The sequence below is a fragment of the Methylocystis sp. genome, assembly GCF_021731785.1.
In the GTDB taxonomy this organism is placed as follows: domain Bacteria; phylum Pseudomonadota; class Alphaproteobacteria; order Rhizobiales; family Beijerinckiaceae; genus Methylocystis.
In genome coordinates, this window is record NZ_JAKFWS010000004.1 from 57,880 (window position 1) to 78,951 (window position 21,072).

The following is a 21,072-nucleotide window of genomic DNA, read 5'->3' on the forward strand; positions in this document are numbered from 1 at the left end:
CGCGCCTTGTTAGCGTCTGTGAGACGTGTTAGGCGGGCGCGAATTCTCACCGCTACGGCTTTGCTGGAGGCCTTACATGACCGATACGAATGGCAACGGCGCGCAAGGAGCGCCGGACGGCGCTCCGGCCCTTAACTCGCTCGCTCAATATCTGAAGGATTTCTCCTTCGAGAATCCCAATGCGCCGCGTTCGCTCGGTCCGCAGGATAAGGCGCCCAACATTTCAATCCAGGTCAACGTCAACGCCAAGCAGCTGGCGCCGACCGACTTTGAAGTGAGCTTGACGCTCGACTGCAAGGCCGGCGAGGGAGAGGCGCTCCTCTTTAAGCTCGACCTCGAATATGGCGGCGTGTTCAGACTATTGAACATTCCCGAAGATCAGGTGCATCCGATCGTCATGATCGAGTGCCCACGCATGCTGTTTCCCTTCGTGCGCCAGATCGTCGCCGACGCGACGAGCAAGGGCGGCTATCCGCCGCTCTATATCGACCCGATCGACTTCGTCGCGCTCTATCAGCAAAAGGCCGCCGAAGCGGGCGGCCAGGCGTCGGCTCAGGCAAATTAGCCGCAGACAGGCGCCGGCGCGTCTTCGTCGCTTGCGAGATATCGATCCCAGATCGGCGATTTGATCGTCGTGACAAAAGCGAGGTGCGCCGATACTTCTTCGGCGCTCAGTCGCGGCGCGAGAGGCTGGGAGCGGTGGCGCAGCAGGTCATCGAACGCGCCGACGCGCACGGCGTGAATCGTTGGAAGCGACAACGCCGCCTGGCGCCCGCCGCAAAGCTCAGCGTAGACCTCCGCGAGAAGATTGGCGTCGACCAGGGCGCCGTGCTTGTCGCGCCGCGAAAGATCAATCGCGTAGCGCTGGCAGAGAGCATCGAGAGAATTGGGACCGCCCGGGTGACGGCGACGCGCCATGGCGAGCGTGTCGACAATGCGCGCGCCGCTCAACGGGGGCAATTTCATCAGCGCGAATTCAGCGTTGAGAAAGCGTGTATCGAATTCGGCGTTGTGAATGACGAGCGGAACATCCTCGATAAAGTCGAGGAACTCGGCGGCGATCTCCTTGAAGGCCCTGTGCTGCGCAAGAAATTCGTAAGAGAGCCCGTGCACGCGGAACGCCTCTTCCGGCATGTCGCGCTCTGGATTGAGATAACAATGGAAGTGACGGCCGGTGGGGATCAGATTGGAGATCTCGACGGCGCCGATCTCGACGACGCGATGGCCGCTCGATGGATCGAGCCCCGTGGTTTCAGTATCGAGAACGATCTCGCGCACGTTATGCGAACCCCAGCTGATCCATTGGCTTAAGCTGTATCATATCTCCAAACGCGCCTTTAAAGCTTTCAATATGTTGCGGACCTCGTCGCGGGCGGCCTCAAGACCCTTGTCGGTATGGACCACGAAATCGGCGCGGGCGCGCTTTTCAGAATCAGGCGTCTGCTTTAAGAGAATGGACGCAAATTTCTCGCGCGTCATGCCGTCTCGCCCGAGCACGCGCGCCTTTTGCACATCTTCCGGCGCGGTGACGACGACGATGGCGTCAAAATCCTTTTCGGCGCCGGTTTCGAACAGCAACGGAATATCGAAGACGACAATGCGGTCGCCCTTCTGTCGTCGCTCCTCGATCAACGCGTCGCGCGCCGCCCAAACCATCGGATGCACGATGGTTTCGAGACGTTTGAGCGCTGCCGGATCGTCAAGAACATGTTTGGCGAGACGCTGACGATCGACGACGCCGTCGATGACGACGCCAGGAAAGGCGCGTTCGATTTCCGCCGCAGCCGGTCCTTGGTAGAGATCGTGCACGAGACGATCCGAATCGAGCACAGCAACGCCTTCGGCGCGGAACATCTGGGCCGTCGTCGACTTGCCCATGCCGATCGAGCCCGTCAGGCCGACGCGTAGCATCTTGTGTTCGCTCACGAGAGGAGCGCTCCTTCCCGCCGAAGCGCCGCGAGAAGCTCGAGAAGCGGCAGGCCCATGATGGTCCAGTGATCGCCCTCAACTTTCGAGAAGAGTTGCGCGCCCAAACCTTCGATCTGATAGGCGCCGGCTGACGTCAGCGCGTTGTCGCCCACCACCGTCAGATAGGCCGCGATGAACGCGTCGCTTAACCCGCGCATCGTCAGATCGGCGACTGCGACAGTCTCAAAAATGACCGCGCCGTCACGCACGAGCGCGATCGCCGAATGCAGACGATGCCGCCTTCCGGAAAGAAAGCGCAGCAGCGCGTCGGCTTCGCGCATATCCGCCGGCTTGCCGAAAATCCTGCCTTCGCAGCTCGCCACCTGATCCGCGCCAAGCACAAGCCGACCTTCGGCGGAGCACGCCAGCGCCTTGGCGCGCGCGAGCGTCGACGCGATCGCGTCGGCGTCGGCTCCTGCGAGCTGTGATTCGATCGCCCGTTCGTCGAGATCCGCCGGAATCGATTCGAACGGGACGCCCGAATGCGCCAGCGCCTGACGACGACCAGCGCTTTTCGATGCGAGAATTAGCGGCGCCGATTCGCGCCAGAAGGGCGACGTCGAACCGATGGTCACGTCCATAGCCCTCGCGTGAAAGCCGAAGAGCGGGGATAAAGCGGCGCCGAAAACCGCTCCGTTTTTGTTAGCGGGCATAGACCGGCCGATCGCTCAACAGGCAAAACCCTGTCGAACAGATTCTCTGACCGACCGGTACAGAAGGGATTCACAGCTCATCCACAGGCCGTTGCGCCGAGAAAATCCGATATACCCATGATTCCATTCCCTGTCTTGATTTCTCCCGCAGGCGCCGCTGACCTTAGCCTTTTGCCGCTTGCCTGTGGGCGACTGGTTAATAAAAATTAACCTTTGTGTCTTCCAAGCCGTAATTAAAGAATCAATTCTTATTAAAATGAATTTTGTTTTAATGGCGTTTCGCGCTACCCCGATCTTCGACGCATGACATGGACGGATCGAACGCAATGGCGGAGGAAAAAACGCTTCTCTCGGTCCTGCGCGGAGCGGCTAAAAGCGTTCCGCCGTTGTGGCTGATGCGTCAGGCCGGCCGCTACCTGCCCGAATATCGCGACGTGCGGGCGACCACGAAAAGCTTTCTCGATTTCTGCTATTCGCCACAGAAAGCCGCGGAAGTGACGCTGCAGCCGATCCGGCGCTTTCACTTCGACGCGGCGATTCTCTTTTCCGACATTCTCGTCGTGCCGGACGCCATGGGCCAGCGGGTCTCATTCGAGAGCGGCGCAGGGCCGCGGCTGGAGCCGATCGAGACGCCGGAGCAGGCGGAGCGGCTCGGCGACTTCAAGATCAAACATCTGGCGCCGGTGTTCGAGACGATCGATCTCGTTAAAGCGGCGCTGCCATCCGATGTCGCCTTCATCGGCTTTTGCGGCGCGCCGTTTACTGTCGCAAGCTACATGATCGGCGGGCAGGGCACGCCCGATCAGGCGCCGGCGCGTCTCTTCGCCTACCGTTTTCCCGACGCTTTCGCGACGCTCATCGATCGTGTTGTCGAGGCGTCGATCGATTATCTCGCGCGCCAGATCGAGGCGGGAGTCGACGTCGTCCAGATTTTCGACAGCTGGGCCGGCGTCTTGCCGGCCAATGAATTTATGCGCTGGTCGGCGGCGCCGGTTCGCCGCATTGTCGAGGGCGTCAAGGCGCGCCATCCGCAAACGCCAGTGATCGCCTTCGTGCGCGGGGCCGACGCGCATCTGCCAATGCTCACGCGCACGATCGGGGCCGAGGCTTACGGGATCGATACGGCGCTCGACCCCGCTTGGGCGGTGGCGCAAACGGCAGCCGACGTTGTTCTGCAAGGCAATCTCGATCCGCTGGCGCTTGTCGCCGGCGGCGAAGCGCTCGACCGAGAAGTCGATTCGATTCTCGCCGCGTTCAGAGGCCGGCCGCATATTTTCAATCTCGGCCACGGCATTTTGCAGCAAACGCCGATCGAAAATGTCGTGCGGCTTGTCGCGCGCGTGCGACGGACGCGGGCCTGAGCATGTACGTCTGGATCAAAGCGCTGCATGTCATCGCCATCATCTCGTGGATGGCGGGGCTTCTCTATCTGCCGCGACTCTTCGTCTATCACGCCAGCGCCGGAGACGGCGCGCTCTCCGATACGTTCAAAATCATGGAGCGGCGGCTCTATCGCTATATCATGACGCCGGCGATGCTCGTCGCCTGGATGACGGGAATTTATCTTGCAGTCGAAGGCGGGGCGCTGTCGGCAGGATGGTTTCACGTCAAACTGACGCTGGTCGTGCTGCTCACCGCGGCGCATCTCCATGACGGCGCGCTGATGCGCCGTTTCGCGCAAGACGCCAATGTTCATTCGCCGCGCTACTATCGCATCTTCAATGAGCTCCCAACCGTGCTGATGATCAGCGTCGTCATTCTGGTCATCGTCAAGCCGTTCTGACTCTAGGCGATGATCTTTTCCCAATCGGGCGGGGATGGCCGGGCGACGCCATTCACCTTGCCCTTGTTGTCTCCATAGATGCGCTCCGCGGTCCGCCAGCAGAGATCTGCGCAGGCCTTTTCACTCAGATGGTCGAGAAAAACGTCGTAGCGCTGGAGTTCTGGTCCCAAGCGTTCGAACTTGGCGACGAGGTCGGAGCCCAAACAAATTCGCTCGCTATGTCGTTCGGTGAGCGCCAGCCAATTTTCGTCAGGCACGCCATCTGGGCAGATGGCGACGTCGTAGATGACCCATGAATAATCGACGCAAACATTTGGATATTGATCGAATAGCCGCTCGACCATCTGATAATAAAAAGGCGCGTTCACGCGTCGCGACATGCCGCAATGCGCGAAGATGAAGCGCGTGCGCGGAAATTCGCGCAGAGCCTCTTCGAGTTCGAAGAGATAAACGGGATGATCGCCCTTGGAAACGGCGGTGATGTTTTGGTGCAACAGCACCGGAAGCTCGTAGTGGCCTGCGAATTCGTAGATTGGGTGAAGCGCGCGATGATTGGCGCGCGCATTTTCGCCGAAGGTGAAGGCGGTGAGATCGTCGTGGCGCAACAGCATTTCGCCGATGCCGCTCCACACGTCGGGATATTGCTCATATAGCCGCTCGACGTGACGAATGGCGTAGCGATCGACCGGATTGAAGCCGCAGATCAGCGGATACAGGCGGTTCTGATGCTCGGCGGGGAGAGCGCGCACCATTTCGGCGACGATGACGTCGGTATAGGCGTAATAATAGCAGTGCGCGTCATTCGCGAGATAATAGTCCGGCGGCTCGCGGTCGTACTCGTTCCACAGTTTCCGCACGGGCAGTCCGAAGATCACCGCCTTATCGACATTGGCGCGATCCATGTAATCGATGAGCGCCGTTCCGCCTGGGGTCTCCTGAACGAAGTCGACGACGTGAAGATGCGCGTCGATCATCCGGCGTTTGCTACCGCGAAGCCGCGCAAGCGAACCGACGTCTTGCAGTTTGCGGCGCAAGGTCCGCGACCGTTCATAGGGCATTGTCCGCTCCAAGCCTGGCGAGCAATTGGACGGCCTCGTCGGGCCTAATTCGATTGTAGAGGTAAAGCCAGGCCCTGCGGTCGCCGATGATCTCGATGAGCTCTTGGCGATCGAATCGATCGAGCAGGGTCAGGCTGATGGTGGGCGGGAGCGCGCGCAGCAGCAGCGCCAGATCGCGGGCGTTGCGCGTGAGCTCCGCGACGCGCGCGAATCCGATGCTGTCGAGCAGCGCGTCTAGAGCATCGTCGGCAAGCGCGTTTAGCGCGAGCGCCAGATCGTCGCCATGGCGGATGAGGCGACGCAAATAGTCGGCGCCGAGAAGTTCGAGAAGCCGTCGGCTGCGTTGCGCATAGGTCCATTCCAGAGCGCCTGACAGGTCCCGCGCGGTGACGATGAGCTTTCGCAATCCTGGTCCGCCAAGAGTGTCGATGACGCTCAATCTGACTTGCGGCTCCGCGATTGTCGCGAGCAGCTCGCGCAGGTGACGCGCCGTCTGCAGAGTATCGGCCAAGGAGTCGCCCATCGCCTCGACGAGAAAGATCTGGTCGTCGCGACCGAGTCCCCGGATCAGCAGCGGCAGGTCAGAAGGCTTGCGGATGATCCGCGGCAAATGCGGGCGCAGCTGCGTGAGAACGTCCCGGTCGCGCCGGCCGTTGAGAACGTCGAGAAGCACGACAAGCTCCTCGGCGTCGCCGACGTCGGCGCTTTCGCCGTCCAATCGGACTGAATAGCGAGCAGGATTGAGGGCGGCCATCTGAAGTCCCATGAGAAAAGAAGGGGAAGATGAGGAAAGAGGGGAAAGATTATGCCGCGCCTCCATCCGGATGCGCCAGCGGCGCGGACCCGATCGGCGCGTTAAGGCCGCTTTAACGGAACTCTTGATTCATGTCTGGAAATTGTCTAATGGAGCTTCATCCCTCTGAGGCCCGTGTCTGCTTATAGCGGCTCGCCGGAATTTCCCCCGGCGCTCGGGAAGGCCATCTCCCCCCGCCCTTACCGCTTATCCCCCCGGCTCCTCTCCACCTGCGCGCAAAACCCCAAGGTTCACCCTGAATGCGGGAAATTAAACTTTCGGACTTGAAGGCCAAGTCCGCCGCCGAACTCCTCGCTTTCGCCGAAGAGCATGAAGTCGAAAACGCCTCTCTTTTGCGCAAGCAGGAGCTGCTTTTCGCCATTTTGAAACAATTCGCCAGCCGCGATGTCGAGATCGTCGGCGAAGGCGTCGTCGAAGTGCTGCAGGACGGCTTCGGCTTTCTGCGCTCGCCCGACGCGAACTATCTTGCCGGACCCGACGACATTTACGTCTCGCCTTCGCAGATCCGGAAATTCGGCCTGCGCACCGGCGACACGGTCGAAGGCATGATCCGCAGCCCGAAGGAAGGCGAACGCTATTTCGCGCTCTTAAAAGTCAACAGCATCAATTTCGAAGATCCCGAGAAGGTGCGCCACAAGGTGCCCTTCGACAATCTGACGCCGCTCTATCCGGACGAGCGCCTCAAGCTCGAAATCGAAGACCCGACCCGCAAGGATCTCTCGTCGCGCATCATCGATCTCGTTGCGCCGATCGGCAAGGGGCAGCGCGCGCTGGTCGTGGCGCCGCCGCGCACCGGCAAGACCGTGCTCCTGCAGAATATCGCGCAGTCGATCACGACCAATCATCCCGAGTGCTATCTCATCGTGCTGCTCATCGACGAGCGGCCTGAAGAAGTCACCGACATGCAGCGCTCGGTGAAGGGCGAGGTCGTTTCCTCGACCTTCGACGAGCCGGCGGTTCGCCACGTGCAGGTCGCCGAAATGGTGATCGAGAAGGCGAAGCGTCTCGTCGAACACGGTCGCGACGTGGTGATCCTGCTCGATTCAATCACCAGACTCGGGCGCGCTTACAACACCGTGGTGCCGTCTTCGGGCAAAGTGCTGACCGGCGGCGTCGACGCCAATGCGTTGCAGCGTCCCAAGCGCTTCTTCGGCGCGGCGCGCAATATCGAAGAGGGCGGTTCGCTCACCATCATTGCGACGGCCTTGATCGACACCGGCTCGCGCATGGACGAAGTCATCTTCGAGGAGTTCAAGGGCACCGGCAACAGCGAGATCATTCTCGACCGCAAGGTTTCCGACAAGCGCATATTCCCGGCGCTGGATATCACCCGTTCCGGCACCCGCAAGGAAGAGCTGCTCGTCGCCGGCGATATCCTCAAGAAGATGTATGTGCTGCGCCGTATCCTCAATCCGATGGGCACGGTCGACGCGATCGAATTCCTCTTGGGCAAGCTGCGCGAAACGAAGAACAATCTGGGCTTCTTCGATTCGATGAACACTTAACTAGCGAGAATACTGCACAGCCAAGGCGCGGTCGGCTCACTCCCGCCGCGCCTTTTTTGTTTTGTGAAATAATTGTACAATGCGCAAAATAGCTCGCATGCGGTCGCGCCATGACCAAGGCCGTATTCACGACAAAAAGCTCTTCTGCTTATGATGACTTGCCAGAAGTGCGATACCATTTTCCAAAGACGTATTTAAACCAAGTCTGCAAGGCTGTGGGCGATTGGGTCGTTTATTACGAACCTCGCCGCTCGACGATTGAACCTGGCAGTCGTGGTGGCGCTCAGGTCTATTTCGCTATGGCCCGACTCGATCGGATCATCGCTGACGGCTCGCGCGGAGACCATTATTTTGCTGAGATGTCGCAATTCCTTCAGTTTGTTAGACCGGTGCCATTTAAAGAGGGCGGCTTCTATTACGAAGCTGGCCTTGAGAAATCAGATGGGTCCACAAATAGAGGCGCGTTCGGTCGCGCAGTGCGAAATATAACGGACGCTGAATTTGATCGTATATGGCAGACCGGCTTCGGACATGTCATTGGTTTAGAACAGCGCCTTCGACCGGTGCGGGATATTCCGGAAGAGCCGATGCATCCCATAACCGGATTTTCCGAAAGCCAGTCGGCGTTCAGTTACCCCGACGAACCGTCGGAGCAAGATCGAAGGATTGTCGAACAGCTCATCTCGCGTCCCTTTCGAGACAGGGCGTTTTCTGCAGCGGTCAAGGATGCCTACAGCGATACATGCGCCATGTCCGGTATCAGAATTATCAATGGCGGTGGACGTTCTGAGGTGCAAGCGGCTCACATTCGGCCAGTCGAACATCTTGGTCCGGACAGCGTGCGCAATGGCATAGCGTTGTCCGGAACACTGCACTGGATGTTCGATAGAGGGCTGATCTCTGTTGATGACGATTATAGTCTGCTATTCGCAAAAGACAGATTGCCCGATTCGATCGACAGGTTGCTTGGCGGCAACAGCAAGCTGTTGTTGCCGAAACGAGCGGATTTGCGGCCTCACAGGCAGTTTCTGGCATGGCATCGTAATGAAGTCTTTAAGGGATAGTTTTTGCTCACTTTAGGCGAAGCGCCATCAGCGTTTCGTCGAGATAATCGCCTTCGCAAATCTTCGCTGAGCGCTCTTCAACGCATAGACGCGAAATCCCCATCGCTCGTAAAAGCGCAGCGCGCGCAAATTCGTTGAGACGACAGTGAGCGTCAAGATTTCGACGTTCTGTTTGGCTTCGTTGATCAGCCTCTTCATGATCTCGTCGGCGGCGCCCGATCTGCGATGAGTCGCCCTCACATACATGCCGTAGAGCAGCGCCTTGTGGCGCGTCTTGACGCCGCCGCCCCATGCGAGGCCGCCGACGCCGATCATTTGTGAGTCATCTGCATTGAAGGCGCCGATGACGAAGTCGCGCGTGAGGCGGGCGGCGACGGCGTCCGTCGCAATATGCGCCTCATCTGCAGGCGCGAAACGAAAGGCGCGGGGCTCCAATCGAAAGCTCTCAAGTCGCAACGCTTGAAAGAGGTCCGCGTCCGAGGCGTTGAGCCGGCGACATATCGCTCGCGTTCGCATATGTCTTTGTGCCGGAAGGCTCTTGCGAATTCCAGCGGCGAAAGGAATAAGCGGCGCGCATGTTCAAGAATTTTGCCAATGTGTGGACGATCGTCGGGGTTGCGCAGGATCTGAAGCGCGTGGCGCCGCTCGCGATGCGCGTCGCCGGCGAGCGGGTTGTGTTGTTTCGCGACGATGCCGGCAAGGCTTGCGCGCTGATCGATCAATGTCCTCATCGCGGTGTCGCCTTGTCGCTTGGTCGGGTCGAGTATGGCGTCATCGAATGCCCCTTCCACGGCTGGCGCTTCGACGGCGCAGGCCGCAACTGCCATGTCCCCTGGAACCCCGACGCCAAGCGCGAAAACCTTGCCGCCACGTCGCTGCCATGTCGCGAGGCCGGCGGATTGCTGTGGCTTTACACCGGCTTCGACCCGACAGAAGAACCTGAACCTTCTCAGACTCTTACGGCACAAGATCGCGTGGCCTTATGCGCACAATCCGTAACCTGGAAGGCGCATTGGACGCGGGTGATGGAAAACATGCTCGACAGTCCGCATCTGCCTTTTGTGCACCGCAGCACGATCGGACGGGACCTCGCCAAGCATGTCGGAGATGGCAGGCTGGAGATGGTTTTCGAGTCGAGGACCTATGGCGGGCGCATCTGCGCAAGCGTCGATGGGAGCCCACGCGCCGGCAATATGGATTACCGTTTTCCCAACGTGATGGAGCTTTTCATCGATCCGCCAGGGAAAACCTTCCGGCTGATGGTCGCCTGCATCCCCGAAGATGAGCAAACGACGCGCCTCTGGCTCTTGACCGTGCGCAGCTTCGCCCGCGCGCCGCTGTTTGACTTCGCTTTCCGCTGGATGAACCGGCGGATCGCCCGCGAGGATCAGGCGATCGTCGAATCCTCTCTGCCGGCGGAGGTCCCGCCGCCCGCCGAAGAGGCCTCTGTCCGCACCGATGCGCCGACCTTGGCGTTTCGCAAAATCTATCGCGAGCGGCTACTGGGAAGCTCCGCGTCTGCGCCGCGCCGCCGCGAGTGCTTCGCGCCGTGACGGCGCCCGACACGATTTTCGCGCTCGGCACCGGCGCCGGACGGGCGGCGATCGCGATCATCCGGATTTCCGGCCCGGGGGCGGGGCAGGCGCTGAGGAAGCTGGCGGGCAAGAGCCCCGAGCCCCGGCAGGCGACGTTCGCGATCCTGCGCGATCCTGCGACCGGTGAAATGCTCGACCGCGGCATGGCGTTGTTCTTTCCGGGCCCCGCGTCCTCGACCGGCGAAGATTACGCCGAGCTGCAACTTCATGGCGGCCGCGCGGTGGTCGAGGGGACGCTCGCCGCGTTGCAGCGGCTCCCGGGGCTGCGGCCTGCGGACCCCGGCGAATTCGCCCGGCGCGGCTTCGCTAATGGCAAGCTCGATCTCTCGCAGGCGGAGGCGCTCGCCGATCTCATTGACGCGCAAACCGAGGCGCAGCGCCGGCAGGCGTTGCGGATCGCCGGCGGCGCGCTGCGGCGCAAAGTCGAGGGCTGGCGCGGCGCGCTCATAGAGGCGCTGGCGCTTCTTGAAGCCGAGCTCGACTTCAGTGACGAGGGCGATGTCGGCGCTTTCTCGCCGACGCGGCTCTCTGCGCTGCTGGCGCCGCTTGTGGAAGACATGGGCGCGGCGCTGCGTCTCGCCCCCGCGTCCGAGCGGATGCGCGACGGCTTCCTCGTCATGATCTTGGGCCGGCCCAATGTCGGGAAATCCACGCTGATCAACGCGTTGACCCGGCGCGATCTCGCCATCGTTTCGGCGATTCCCGGCACGACGCGCGACATGATCGAGGCCCATCTCGACATTGGCGGCCTGCCGGTCACGCTGATCGACACCGCGGGCCTCCGAGAGGCGGCCGATGAGATCGAAAGGATCGGCGTCGATCGGACGATGGCGCGGATCGAAATGGCCGATCTGGCCCTGTGGCTGTCGGATTCGGGCGAGGCGCCGCCGCGCGGGGATGTCGAGATGATCCGCGTCGCGACCAAGACCGATCTGAGCCCGGCGCCCGAAGGCGCGATCGGAATCTGCGCGTTGAGCGGCGAAGGTCTCGAAGCTCTCGCCGCCGCGATCGAAGCCCGCGCCCGCGCGCGGCTGGGCGACGGGGCGTCGGCGCTGATCGTGAGGGAAAAGCATCGCCTTGCGCTGGAACAGGCGATAGAAAGCGTCGCAACCGTGATGGGCCTCAACTCGCCGCTGGAGCTTCAGGCCGAAGAGCTTCGCCGCGCCGCTCGCGCGCTCGGGCGGATCGTCGGCGCGATCGATGTCGAAGACGTGCTCGACGCGGTTTTTTCGCGATTCTGTATCGGCAAGTGATATATGTTTCACGTGAAACAGGCTTCCCTCATGAGACATTTCGACGTGATTGTGATCGGCGGCGGGCACGCCGGCTGCGAGGCTGGCGCCGCCGCGGCGCGAATCGGCGCGCGCACCGCGCTAATGACTCAGGACCGCGCCAAAATCGGTGAAATGTCGTGCAACCCGGCGATCGGAGGCCTTGGCAAGGGCCAGCTGGTACGGGAGATCGACGCCCTCGACGGTCTGATGGGGCGCGTCGCCGACGCCGCCGGCATTCAGTTTCGGGTGCTAAATCGCTCCAAGGGGCCGGCGGTGCGCGGTCCGCGCGCCCAGGCCGACCGCAGGCTCTACCGCGCGGCGATGCAGGCGGCGCTGGCCGCGACGGAAAATCTGACGATCATCGAAGGCTGCGTCGACGATCTGCTGATGGAAGGCGACGCGGTTCGCGGCATCGTCACCGCCGAGGGCGAAATTCGGGCGTCGAGCGTCGTCGTCGCCACCGGCACCTTTCTCGGCGGCGTGATCCATATCGGCGACGCGCGGACGCCGGCCGGCCGGATGGGCGACGCCCCCTCGAACGCGCTGAGCCGACGGTTGCGGGACGCGGGCTTTGCTGTCGCGCGGCTGAAAACTGGCACGCCGCCGCGGCTCGACGGCCGCACCATCCGCTGGGACAGGCTGGAACAGCAATGGGGCGATCCGACGCCAGAACCTTTCTCCTATCTGACGACGAAGATCGAAAATCGGCAGATCGCCTGCGGCGTCACCCGCACGACGCCGGCCGCGCATCGGATCATTCTCGACGACCTCCATCATTCGCCAATGCGCACCGGCGCGATCTCCGGTCCAGGGCCGCGCTATTGCCCGTCGATCGAGGACAAGGTCACGCGCTTCGCCGATCGCGACGCGCACCAGATCTTTCTCGAACCCGAAGGCCTAGACGACGACACCGTCTATCCGAACGGGATTTCGACCTCGCTGCCGCTCCCAACCCAGCAGGCGTTCATCAACGCCATTCCGGGCCTGGAAGAGGCGCGCATTCTGCGGCCTGGCTATGCGATCGAATATGATTATGTCGACCCGCGCGAACTGTCAGCGACGCTCGAAACCAAGCGGATTCAAGGGCTTTTCTTCGCAGGCCAGATCAACGGCACGACCGGCTATGAGGAGGCCGCGGCGCAAGGGTTGCTGGCCGGAATCAATGCCGCGCGCCATGCGGCGGGCAGTGCTGCGATCGTCTTCGATCGCGCCGAAGCCTATCTCGGCGTGATGGTCGACGATCTCGTGACCCGCGGGGTCAGCGAGCCCTATCGCATGTTCACCTCGCGCGCCGAATATCGCCTGTCGCTGCGCGCCGATAACGCCGACGAGCGCTTTACGCCGCGCGGGATCGAGATCGGCTGCGTCGGCGCAGGCCGCGCGTCACATTACGCCGCCCGCGCCTCGCGCCTCGCGGCCGCGCGAACGCTGCTTCAGTCGCGTGAATTGACCTCGGCGGCGGCGCTCCGACACGGTCTGGCGGTCAATCAGGACGGGCTGCGCCGTAGCGCCTATGCGCTGCTGTCCTTTCCCGACATCACGCTCGATCGCCTCGCGTCGATCTGGCCCGAGTTCAACGGGATCGATCCGGACACTGTGGAGCGTCTGGAGACGGAAGCGCGCTACGCCGTCTATCTCGACCGCCAGCAGGCCGATATTGACGCGTATCGACGCGACGAACGTCTGGCCTTGCCCGAGGGGCTGGACTATGCGGCGATCGCCGGCCTGTCGGCGGAATTGCGCGGCAAGCTCAGCTATTTGCGGCCGAGCACGATCGGCCAGGCGCAGCGCATCGACGGCATGACGCCTTCGGCGCTTACCTTGCTAGCCGCGCGGGCGCGCCGCGCGTGAAGGAAGTAGCCGACCGGCAAGAAGCGCTGAGGCTCTTTCCGGAACTCAAGTCGATTGAGGCGGAGCTTGAGATCTACGCGATATTGCTGAGACGCTGGCAAGCGAAGATCAATCTCGTATCGTCGGGTACCGTTGATGAAGTTTGGCTGCGCCATTTCGCCGATTCGGCGCAGGCCCTGGCGGCGGCGCCGCACATCTCGCGCTGGGCGGACATGGGCTCGGGCGCCGGCTTTCCCGGTCTGGTGACGGCGCTGCTGCTTAAATCGATGCCGGGCGCGGTGGTCCATTTGATTGAAAGCGACCAACGCAAGGCGAGCTTCCTACGCGCTGTTTCACGTGAAACAGCGGCGCCGGCGATCATCCATGCCGAGAGGATCGAAGCCGCTCTGCCCAAATTGGCCGGCCAAATCGACGGCGTCAGTGCCCGCGCGCTCGCGCCCTTGCCACGCCTCTTGGGGCTGGCCGAAAAGCCGCTGACGGCAGGCGGCATTGGCGTATTTTTAAAAGGGGAAGAATGGCGAGATGAATTGACCGCTGTCGAAGCGACCGGTAGTTTCACTTGCGAGTCGGCGGAAAGCCGCACCCGCAAGGGCGCGCGCATCGTCGTGATCAAGCGCAAGGCTTCCCCATCGTGACCGCTTCGACGTCGCCGCGCATCCTTGTGCTGGCCAATCAAAAGGGCGGCGTGGGCAAGACGACCACCGCCATCAATCTCGGCACCGCGCTCGCGGCGGTCGGCGAGGACGTTCTCGTCATCGACCTTGATCCGCAAGGCAACGCCTCGACCGGCCTCGGCGTCGACCGTCATCACCGCGCGATCTCGACCTATGACGTGTTGCTCGGCGAATCCAGCCTTGCCGATGCGATCATCGCCACGGCGGTGCCGCGGCTGTCGATCGCGCCGTCGACGCTCGATCTCCTCGGCGTAGAGCTCGAAATCGCCAATGACAAGGATCGCGCCTACAGGTTGAAGCGCGCCTTCGCCGAGCTTGCCGCCGAACATGACGCGGAGCGGCGATACAGCTATATTCTCATCGACTGCCCGCCATCGCTAAATCTCCTTACAATCAATGCGTTAGCCGGAGCAGACGCCGTCGTAGTGCCGCTGCAGTGCGAATTTTTCGCGCTCGAAGGCTTGTCGCAACTGCTGTCGACCGTCGAGCAGGTCAAGCAAACGCTCAACCATAAGTTGTCGATCCACGGCGTTGTTTTGACCATGTACGACCCGCGCAACAACCTCGCCAATCAGGTCGCCGCCGACGTGCGACGGTTCATGGGCGAGAAGGTCTATGACACGATGATTCCGCGCAACGTCAGGGTTTCCGAGGCGCCGTCGCATGGCAAGCCGGTGCTGCTCTATGACCTCAAATGCTCCGGCAGTCAGGCCTATCTCAAGCTCGCCTCGGAAGTGATCCAGCGCGAGAAGCGTCTGCGCGCGGCTTAACGGAAAGAGGAGCGTCTCGAAGATGGCGGAGGACTCACGGCGCCGGCTCGGCCGTGGATTGGCGGCGCTTCTCGGCGACGCCGCAGCGGATTCCGCTCCCGTAGAACGGCCGCGGGGTCCGCGAAAGGCGCCGATTGAATTCCTGCGCGCTAATCCGCGCAATCCACGCACGTCCTTTCGCGAAGAGGATCTCGCCGAACTGACCGCGTCGATCCGCGAAAAGGGCGTGATACAACCGATCGTCGTGCGCGCCATCGCCGGCGTCGCCGACGCTTATGAAATCATCGCCGGCGAGCGGCGTTGGCGCGCGGCGCAGATGGCGGGCCTGTCCGATGTGCCGGTCGTCATCCATGAGGCCGACGACAAGGAAGCGCTCGAACTCGCGATCATCGAAAATGTGCAACGCGCCGATCTCAACGCGATTGAGGAAGCGAAGGGCTATGAGCGGCTCGGCGCGGAGTTCGGCTATGCGCATGGCGAGATCGCCAAAATCATCGGCAAGAGCCGCTCTCACATCGCCAACACGATACGTTTGCTGAATTTGCCGGAAGCGGCGAAAAAGCTCGTGTGCGAAGGCGCGATTTCCGCCGGCCATGCGCGCGCGCTGCTTGCGGTCGCCGATCCCGCTGCAATCGCGCGGCGCATCGTCGAACAGGGGTTGACGGTTCGCGACGTCGAACGGCTGGCTCAAGAGCAGACCGAGAAGGTTCGCCCATCGAAACATTCTGCGCGCGTCGCCAAGGACGCCGATACGCGCGCGATCGAAAAGACCCTGAGCGACGCGCTCGGCTTGAACGTCGAATTGCGGCCGAACGGCGAAAAGGGCGAAGTGCGGATCAAATATCGCTCGCTCGATCAACTCGAGTCGATCTGCCGCCTTCTCAGCGAATAGGTTTTTGCGAGAAGGCTCGATTCTCGATCCCCATCCCATCCTTCACGCCGGCACTTGTCGCGGGCGTTCACGCGCCCGCAAGCCTTGCAGCTATTGCGCATCGTCCCGACGTGGATGGCAAGGACGAGCCCGGCCATGAAGGCTGAAAAACTACGCCGCAACGCGTTCCGCGTGCCGCCAGACGCGCGGTCTATTGTCGCCGAACGGACTGCGGCGCTTCCTCGTGCGGATTTGGCGACAGCATCCGATGGACACGGGTCATGAAGGCGACGGCGAAGAGCGGCGTCAACACATTCAGTCCAGGCGTCGCGACGAAGACGGCGATGAACAGTCCGGCGACGAACAGCCAAAGCGCATGGCGGCGGCGCAGCTCTTCCGACTCCTGCAGCGAACGAAAGCGCGTCGCCGCGAAAAGAAAATATTCGCGACCGAAAAGATAGGCGTTGGCGAGGAGAAAGGCCGCCGCATTGATGCCCGGCACGAAGAGCAGCAGCAGCGCGAAGAAGTTGACGATCGCCGAGATGCCGGCGAAGCGCAGCCCCATGAACACGGCCTGAGTCGCGGGAATGGCGCGCCCGCGCCGTTCCGGCGGATAGAGATCCGCTTCGACATGATCGGCGAGATCGTCAAGGAACAATCCCGACACCAGCACCGAGACGGGGGCAATGAGAAACGCCATCAGAAAGAACAGGCCCGCGCCGGTCGCATAAGCCAGCGCCGTCTGCAGCCACGGATGGTCGACCATTACGAACGACAGGGCGAGCTTGTCGAGACCGACCCAGGCCAGCGCAAGCAGCAGGAATGTCATGCCGAGACTTTTGACGAGAACCGCGCGAAACGGCGGCGTCATGATTTGCCGCAGCGCCGCCAAGGCGGACTCAAACATTTCGGTCATGGCGAGTTGATCATGGCGAGTTCATCATGGCGAGCGCATCTTGGCGACGCATGAGGCGCGTCGCAACCGTCATGCAGATGGCGTTTCGCATCGCGCGTCGCAAGAGCAACGCTCGGTCAGCGGTCCAACGCTATTTGCTAAAATGCGCGCCGAGATTTTCTAAACCCTTCTCGAACTGCTCGCCAATCATCCTGTTGCGACTGACGAAAATGTTCATCGCCCTGTTCAACAGGCTGGCGTTTCCGCACATGCTCCACACGACATGAGTCCTGCGCGCGGCGGAATCTCCGCCAAAACCAAAATTGCGCGCGAGCCATCCTCCTTGCGTCGCTTCGCCGTCGGGAGCAAGAAAAAAGGTCACGTCGTTGGTCGCGACAAAAGGCTTTCGCATATCGAGTTTGAGGTGGACGCGCTCGCCCGGCTCACTGTCCACGATGGTCATGCGCCCGGCGCCGATTGTCCTGTCGCCGGACCATTCGAAGACCGCGCCGGGGCCGGCCGCAGGTCCCTCGTAATGGGTCTCAGCGTTTGGATCGAGCTTTGCCCAAGGCGACCAGGACGGCCAATTGCGCAGATCGTTGATCGCGGCGAAAACCTGGCGCGGCGCCGCATCGATCACCGCCTCGCGCCGCACGACGAAGCGATCCGGCTCAAGGTAAACGGCCAATGCGAGCAAAGCGGCGCCGTAGCAAATCACGATAAACAGCAAGCCGATCATGACTCTCCTCCATTGCCCTGCGCCATGCGAGCCCGCGACTGAACTAGCGCGCTGGGCTGCGGCTTCAAATCGTTCCGCGTGCGTCAATCAGCGCGCCCGCATGCGCTTCCTCGAGGCGGAAACTGGCGCCGGCGCCACAGGCCGCCGCGGCGATGAAGAAACCGCCGCGCCGCCACTGCGCGACGCCATAGTTCTCGCCGGAGCCGCTGCTAATCGCGAGCGGCGACAGGTTCACGACAAAGCTGTCGAGCCCGCGCGCCAGGCCGCGCCCGTCGGCCTTCACGACGGCCTCTTTGAGAGTCCAGATCGCAAAAAAAAGTTCGGTCTGCACAAGCGGATCGGATTCGGCGCGCAACAGCGCAGCCTCTTCGGGTGCGAAGTAGCGCTCGGCGACGTTGACGGCCTTTCGACGCGTCCGAACAGACTCGACGTCGACGCCGACCTCACGCCCCGAGGCGATCGCCACAGCGGCCATGCCGCGCGTATGCGATAGGCTGACGTTGAAACCGGCGTGCGGGGCGCGCAGAACGGGCTTGCCGTGCGGCGTCGCGTCAAAACGCCATTCGGCGGGAGCTACCGATGTCGCGCGCTCTGAAAGGCGCGCGCGCAGCAGCGCATGGGCGGCGATATAGGCGCGGCGGTCGTCATCAAAAGCGAAACGCTGCGCCCGCGCTGATTCGGTTTCATCGAGAAGCGCTGCGAGCCTCGGCCATTCGTCGTCGGCGATCGCCGCGATGTCGATGAACGACACATCGACGATGGCGGACGTCTCGCAAGCAGCGTTAGCCGACGTCAGGAGACTCCGAGCTTCTTTTGGAGATTGGTTGAGGACGTCGTGTATTGGAAGAGAAGCTTCTTGTCGGGATATACGTAGCGATGCGCCTTCTGCGCGGCGAGCGCCGCCTCGTGGAAGCCTGAAAGGATGAGCTTCAATTTGCCCGGATAGGAATTGATGTCGCCGACGGCGAAAATGCCGGCATGACTCGTCTCGAATTTTTCGGTGTCGACGGGGATAAGGTTTTCATTGAGCTGAAGTCCCCAATCGGCGACGGGACCAAGCTTCATGGTGAGGCCGAAGAACGGCATCAATCGTTCGCAGGCGATCTGCTGCTCGACGCCGTCATTGCCTTTGAGCGTGGCGCGCATCAGCTCGCCGTCCTCGCCTTCGACGGCGGTGATCTGACCGAGCCGGAAATCGATCTTGCCTGCCGCGACAAGCTCCTGCATCGCCGAGACGGAATGCGGCGCGGCGCGGAATTGGTCGCGGCGATGGACAAGCGTGAGGCTCTTGGCGACCGGCTGCAGATTAAGCGTCCAGTCGAGCGCCGAATCGCCGCCGCCGACGATCACGACATTCTTGTCGCGGAAGTCCTCCATGCGGCGCACGGCGTAAAACACCGACTTGCCCTCATAGGCGTCGATCTTCGGAATCGGCGGCTTTTTGGGCTGGAACGATCCGCCGCCCGCGGCGATAACGACGACCCTGGCGTGAAAAATCTTGCCGGCATCCGTGCTGAGCCGGAATTCCGGTTTTTCGGGCGTACCGAGCGAGACCAGCGTTTCGACCATTTCATTGAAGTGAAAGGTCGGGCGAAAGGGTTCGATCTGCTTTAGCAGATTGTCGGTCAGCTCCTGGCCGGTGCAGATCGGCAGGCCGGGAATGTCGTAAATGGGCTTTTCGGGATAGAGCTCGGAGCATTGGCCGCCGGCGCGCGGCAAAATGTCGATCACATGCGCCTTGATGTCCAAGAGGCCAAGTTCGAACACGGAGAAAAGACCCGCGGGGCCGGCGCCGACAATGACGACATCGGTTTCGATCGCGGCTTCTTTAAGCTGGTTCATGGTCAATTCCCGGTAAAGGCCTCAAACCTTGATGAGGAAGGGCGCCGTTGGCGTAGCGTCGCGAATCCACACCGCTCGCGCGGGACGCATATGGGCGCGCCGACTTCGAAAAACGGCGCCGCCTTGTTCGTCTATCGCATTTGTCGAGAGATTCAAGCCCGCGCGGTTCGGGGCGTCAGCCCTGCTGGGCGGGCGTTGTGACGACGAGTCCTTCGAGTTCCGGCCTTACGGTTATCTGGCAGCACAGCCTCGAATTCGGCTTCACGTCAAAGGCGAAGTCGAGCATATCCTCTTCCATCTGCGACGCTTTGCCCGCCTTTTCCGTCCAGTTTTCATCGACATAGACGTGGCATGTGGCGCAGGCGCAGGCGCCGCCGCATTCGGCGGCGATTTCGGGAATGTCGTTGCGGCGCGCGGTCTCCATGACGGTGGAGCCGACCTCGCCCTCGACGGTGCGGGCTTGACCCTGCGAGTCGATGAAGGTGATCTTGACCTTTGTCGGCGCGCCGCCGCCAGGCTCGGCGCCATAGCGGGTCGCAGCATCCTCAAAGCTCATCTTCGCCATGACGCCTGTCTCTTTCTCATGCATGCTCAAAGTTCCCGGCGCTTCCGATGTCCGCAGGGCGGAAAGCCATGGTCTTTGTTCGTTCGCGCCGCGCGCGGTTCGCCGGCGGGCGCCTAAATCGTCGCCGTCCAGTTACCACCCGCCCGTTTGCGGCGCTAGCCCCTCCCAGGAGCGCGACCCTGGGTCCCCTTCCAACGATTTATCGGATTAAAGTCGCACGAGAGAGGCGCCGATGACGGACATCGCTTTGAGCTTCCGCCACGCCGACGGCGCAATGCGGTCCGATCTGACCCGCTGTCTCGATTTCATGAACGGGACGCCGTTTTTCAGGCGCTACAAGCAGGAGACCTGGGACGCCCTCCAGATATCGGGAAACAGCAGCATATTGGACGTGGCCTGCGGGGTCGGCTTTGACGTCATCGAATTGGCGCGGCGTTTCCCGCGCGCCAATGTCTATGGGCTCGACCCGTCGCAGGGTTTTCTCGGCCTTGCGCGGGAAAGGGCGCAGGGCCTTGCGAATGCGCGCTTCGTCGCTGGCGATTCCCGCCGCCTGCCGTTCAGCGACGGTTGCTTCGACGCGGTCCGGATCGACCGCTCGTTGCAGCACATCAGCGCCCCCATCGAGGCGTTGCGCGAAATGGTTCGGGTGACCCGCAAGGGCGGCAGAATCGTCCTCGCCGAGCCCGATTGGGGGACATTCTTCGTCTACAACGGCGATCTCGAAACCGGCGCCAAGATCGCTGGAGTCTGGGAGAAGTCTTTCGCCAATCCCTATATCGGCAGAGAAGCCGGCGTTCTGCTGCAGCAGTTCGGCGTCGAGAGCATCGGCTGCCGGGCGCATGCGCTCGTCGTCAGGAGCGTCGAGGCGGCTGACATCATCTTCGACCTCGGGCGCGTCACGGAAAACTGCGTTGCTGCAGGCGCGCTGACGCAAGACGAAGCGGAAGGCTGGCGCCAGGCGACGCAGGCGACCGGCCAAAGCGGCGCGTTTCTCGCCTGCCTCAATATCATGCTGTGGGAAGGGTCGAATCCCTGAACTGGGCGCTGCAGCGTCGGCGCGCTACAGCCGCGCCCGCGTCCATTGGCCGATGCGCAGCGCGACGCGCGACGCGGCGTCGCGCTGCGCATCGGCCAATGGACGCGGGCGCGGC

The 21,072-nt window shown here is 62.1% G+C and carries 23 protein-coding genes; 12 read left to right on the forward strand and 11 right to left on the reverse strand.

The genetic code is table 11. The features are described 5' to 3' along the window. The first annotated feature begins 76 nt into the window (after positions 1-76). Positions 77-565, forward strand: coding sequence for a protein-export chaperone SecB (secB, locus tag QZ964_RS00595; RefSeq protein WP_292527920.1), 489 nt, complete (start codon positions 77-79; stop codon positions 563-565). Here the strand turns inward: secB and dnaQ are convergent. The 3 genes from dnaQ to QZ964_RS00610 are packed head-to-tail and all read right to left on the reverse strand — an operon-like array spanning position 562 to position 2,549. Then, positions 562-1,278 (reverse strand): DNA polymerase III subunit epsilon, encoded by a 717-nt coding sequence (gene dnaQ, locus QZ964_RS00600; protein ID WP_292527922.1) that lies wholly within the window; start codon positions 1,276-1,278, stop codon positions 562-564. The two genes, secB and dnaQ, sit on opposite strands and share 4 nt — an antisense overlap. A 39-nt stretch (positions 1,279-1,317) precedes the next feature. Then, positions 1,318-1,911, reverse strand: coding sequence for a dephospho-CoA kinase (gene coaE / locus QZ964_RS00605; protein ID WP_292527962.1), 594 nt, complete (start codon positions 1,909-1,911; stop codon positions 1,318-1,320). 11 nt (positions 1,912-1,922) lie between these two features. Then, complete coding sequence (locus tag QZ964_RS00610) at positions 1,923-2,549, reverse strand: Maf family protein (RefSeq protein WP_292527923.1); 627 nt, start codon at positions 2,547-2,549, stop codon at positions 1,923-1,925. A gap of 398 nt (positions 2,550-2,947) precedes the next feature. Between QZ964_RS00610 and hemE the strand changes: the two genes are divergently transcribed. Next, complete coding sequence (hemE, locus tag QZ964_RS00615) at positions 2,948-3,982, forward strand: uroporphyrinogen decarboxylase (RefSeq protein WP_292527925.1); 1,035 nt, start codon at positions 2,948-2,950, stop codon at positions 3,980-3,982. A gap of 2 nt (positions 3,983-3,984) precedes the next feature. Beyond that, positions 3,985-4,404 carry a protoporphyrinogen oxidase HemJ gene (hemJ, locus tag QZ964_RS00620; protein WP_292527927.1) on the forward strand — a complete coding sequence of 140 codons (420 nt, stop codon included), beginning with the start codon at positions 3,985-3,987 and terminating at the stop codon, positions 4,402-4,404. A 2-nt stretch (positions 4,405-4,406) separates the two neighbouring features. On the opposite strand, the gene QZ964_RS00625 is transcribed toward hemJ, so the two are convergent. After that, on the reverse strand, positions 4,407-5,462 hold the full coding sequence (locus QZ964_RS00625) for an amidohydrolase family protein (RefSeq protein WP_292527928.1): 1,056 nt from the start codon (positions 5,460-5,462) through the stop codon (positions 4,407-4,409). Continuing rightward, a complete protein-coding gene (locus tag QZ964_RS00630) occupies positions 5,452-6,216 on the reverse strand; it encodes a hypothetical protein (RefSeq protein ID WP_292527930.1) in 765 nt (254 codons plus the stop codon). The genes QZ964_RS00625 and QZ964_RS00630 overlap by 11 nt, the downstream gene beginning before the upstream one ends. A 299-nt stretch (positions 6,217-6,515) precedes the next feature. Here QZ964_RS00630 and rho point away from each other — a divergent pair, with 299 nt between their 5' ends. Together rho and QZ964_RS00640 are read left to right on the forward strand one after the other, a co-directional pair. After that, positions 6,516-7,781, forward strand: a complete 1,266-nt coding sequence (gene rho, locus QZ964_RS00635) for a transcription termination factor Rho (RefSeq protein ID WP_292527932.1) — start codon at positions 6,516-6,518, stop codon at positions 7,779-7,781. A gap of 110 nt (positions 7,782-7,891) precedes the next feature. Continuing rightward, positions 7,892-8,845, forward strand: a complete 954-nt coding sequence (locus QZ964_RS00640) for an HNH endonuclease (RefSeq protein ID WP_292527933.1) — start codon at positions 7,892-7,894, stop codon at positions 8,843-8,845. A gap of 27 nt (positions 8,846-8,872) precedes the next feature. On the opposite strand, the gene QZ964_RS00645 is transcribed toward QZ964_RS00640, so the two are convergent. Further along, positions 8,873-9,361: a GNAT family N-acetyltransferase gene (locus tag QZ964_RS00645; RefSeq protein ID WP_367119175.1), complete on the reverse strand. Its 489-nt coding sequence runs from the start codon at positions 9,359-9,361 to the stop codon at positions 8,873-8,875. Positions 9,362-9,420: 59 nt separating this feature from the next. On the opposite strand from QZ964_RS00645, the gene QZ964_RS00650 reads away from it, so the two are divergent. The 6 genes from QZ964_RS00650 to QZ964_RS00675 are packed head-to-tail and all read left to right on the forward strand — an operon-like array spanning position 9,421 to position 15,901. Further along, the gene (locus QZ964_RS00650) at positions 9,421-10,398 is read left to right on the forward strand and encodes an aromatic ring-hydroxylating dioxygenase subunit alpha (protein ID WP_292527937.1); all 978 of its coding nucleotides are present in this window, start codon (positions 9,421-9,423) and stop codon (positions 10,396-10,398) included. Further along, positions 10,395-11,693: a tRNA uridine-5-carboxymethylaminomethyl(34) synthesis GTPase MnmE gene (mnmE, locus tag QZ964_RS00655; RefSeq protein WP_292527939.1), complete on the forward strand. Its 1,299-nt coding sequence runs from the start codon at positions 10,395-10,397 to the stop codon at positions 11,691-11,693. Before QZ964_RS00650 ends, mnmE begins: the two co-directional genes overlap by 4 nt. 30 nt (positions 11,694-11,723) lie before the next feature. After that, positions 11,724-13,565 carry a tRNA uridine-5-carboxymethylaminomethyl(34) synthesis enzyme MnmG gene (gene mnmG, locus QZ964_RS00660; protein WP_292527940.1) on the forward strand — a complete coding sequence of 614 codons (1,842 nt, stop codon included), beginning with the start codon at positions 11,724-11,726 and terminating at the stop codon, positions 13,563-13,565. After that, a complete protein-coding gene (locus QZ964_RS00665) occupies positions 13,562-14,200 on the forward strand; it encodes a 16S rRNA (guanine(527)-N(7))-methyltransferase RsmG (RefSeq protein WP_292527942.1) in 639 nt (212 codons plus the stop codon). The genes mnmG and QZ964_RS00665 overlap by 4 nt, the downstream gene beginning before the upstream one ends. Next, positions 14,197-15,009 carry a ParA family protein gene (locus tag QZ964_RS00670; RefSeq protein WP_292527944.1) on the forward strand — a complete coding sequence of 271 codons (813 nt, stop codon included), beginning with the start codon at positions 14,197-14,199 and terminating at the stop codon, positions 15,007-15,009. The genes QZ964_RS00665 and QZ964_RS00670 overlap by 4 nt, the downstream gene beginning before the upstream one ends. A gap of 22 nt (positions 15,010-15,031) precedes the next feature. After that, positions 15,032-15,901: a ParB/RepB/Spo0J family partition protein gene (locus QZ964_RS00675; RefSeq protein WP_292527945.1), complete on the forward strand. Its 870-nt coding sequence runs from the start codon at positions 15,032-15,034 to the stop codon at positions 15,899-15,901. A 190-nt stretch (positions 15,902-16,091) separates the two neighbouring features. Here the strand turns inward: QZ964_RS00675 and QZ964_RS00680 are convergent, their stop codons facing one another. The 5 genes from QZ964_RS00680 to QZ964_RS00700 all read right to left on the reverse strand — a co-directional run bounded on the left by QZ964_RS00680 (position 16,092) and on the right by QZ964_RS00700 (position 19,921). Beyond that, a complete protein-coding gene (locus QZ964_RS00680; RefSeq protein ID WP_292527947.1) occupies positions 16,092-16,796 on the reverse strand; it encodes a sulfate transporter family protein in 705 nt (234 codons plus the stop codon). A gap of 130 nt (positions 16,797-16,926) precedes the next feature. Beyond that, complete coding sequence (locus QZ964_RS00685; protein ID WP_292527949.1) at positions 16,927-17,514, reverse strand: SRPBCC family protein; 588 nt, start codon at positions 17,512-17,514, stop codon at positions 16,927-16,929. Between the two features lie 64 nt (positions 17,515-17,578). Then, the gene (locus QZ964_RS00690; RefSeq protein ID WP_292527950.1) at positions 17,579-18,265 is read right to left on the reverse strand and encodes a 4'-phosphopantetheinyl transferase superfamily protein; all 687 of its coding nucleotides are present in this window, start codon (positions 18,263-18,265) and stop codon (positions 17,579-17,581) included. 41 nt (positions 18,266-18,306) lie between these two features. Beyond that, a complete protein-coding gene (locus QZ964_RS00695; RefSeq protein WP_292527952.1) occupies positions 18,307-19,356 on the reverse strand; it encodes an NAD(P)/FAD-dependent oxidoreductase in 1,050 nt (349 codons plus the stop codon). 175 nt (positions 19,357-19,531) lie between these two features. Further along, positions 19,532-19,921 (reverse strand): 2Fe-2S iron-sulfur cluster-binding protein, encoded by a 390-nt coding sequence (locus tag QZ964_RS00700; RefSeq protein WP_292527963.1) that lies wholly within the window; start codon positions 19,919-19,921, stop codon positions 19,532-19,534. Positions 19,922-20,153: 232 nt separating this feature from the next. On the opposite strand from QZ964_RS00700, the gene QZ964_RS00705 reads away from it, so the two are divergent. Continuing rightward, the gene (locus QZ964_RS00705; protein ID WP_292527954.1) at positions 20,154-20,957 is read left to right on the forward strand and encodes a methyltransferase domain-containing protein; all 804 of its coding nucleotides are present in this window, start codon (positions 20,154-20,156) and stop codon (positions 20,955-20,957) included. The last annotated feature ends 115 nt before the right edge of the window (positions 20,958-21,072 follow it).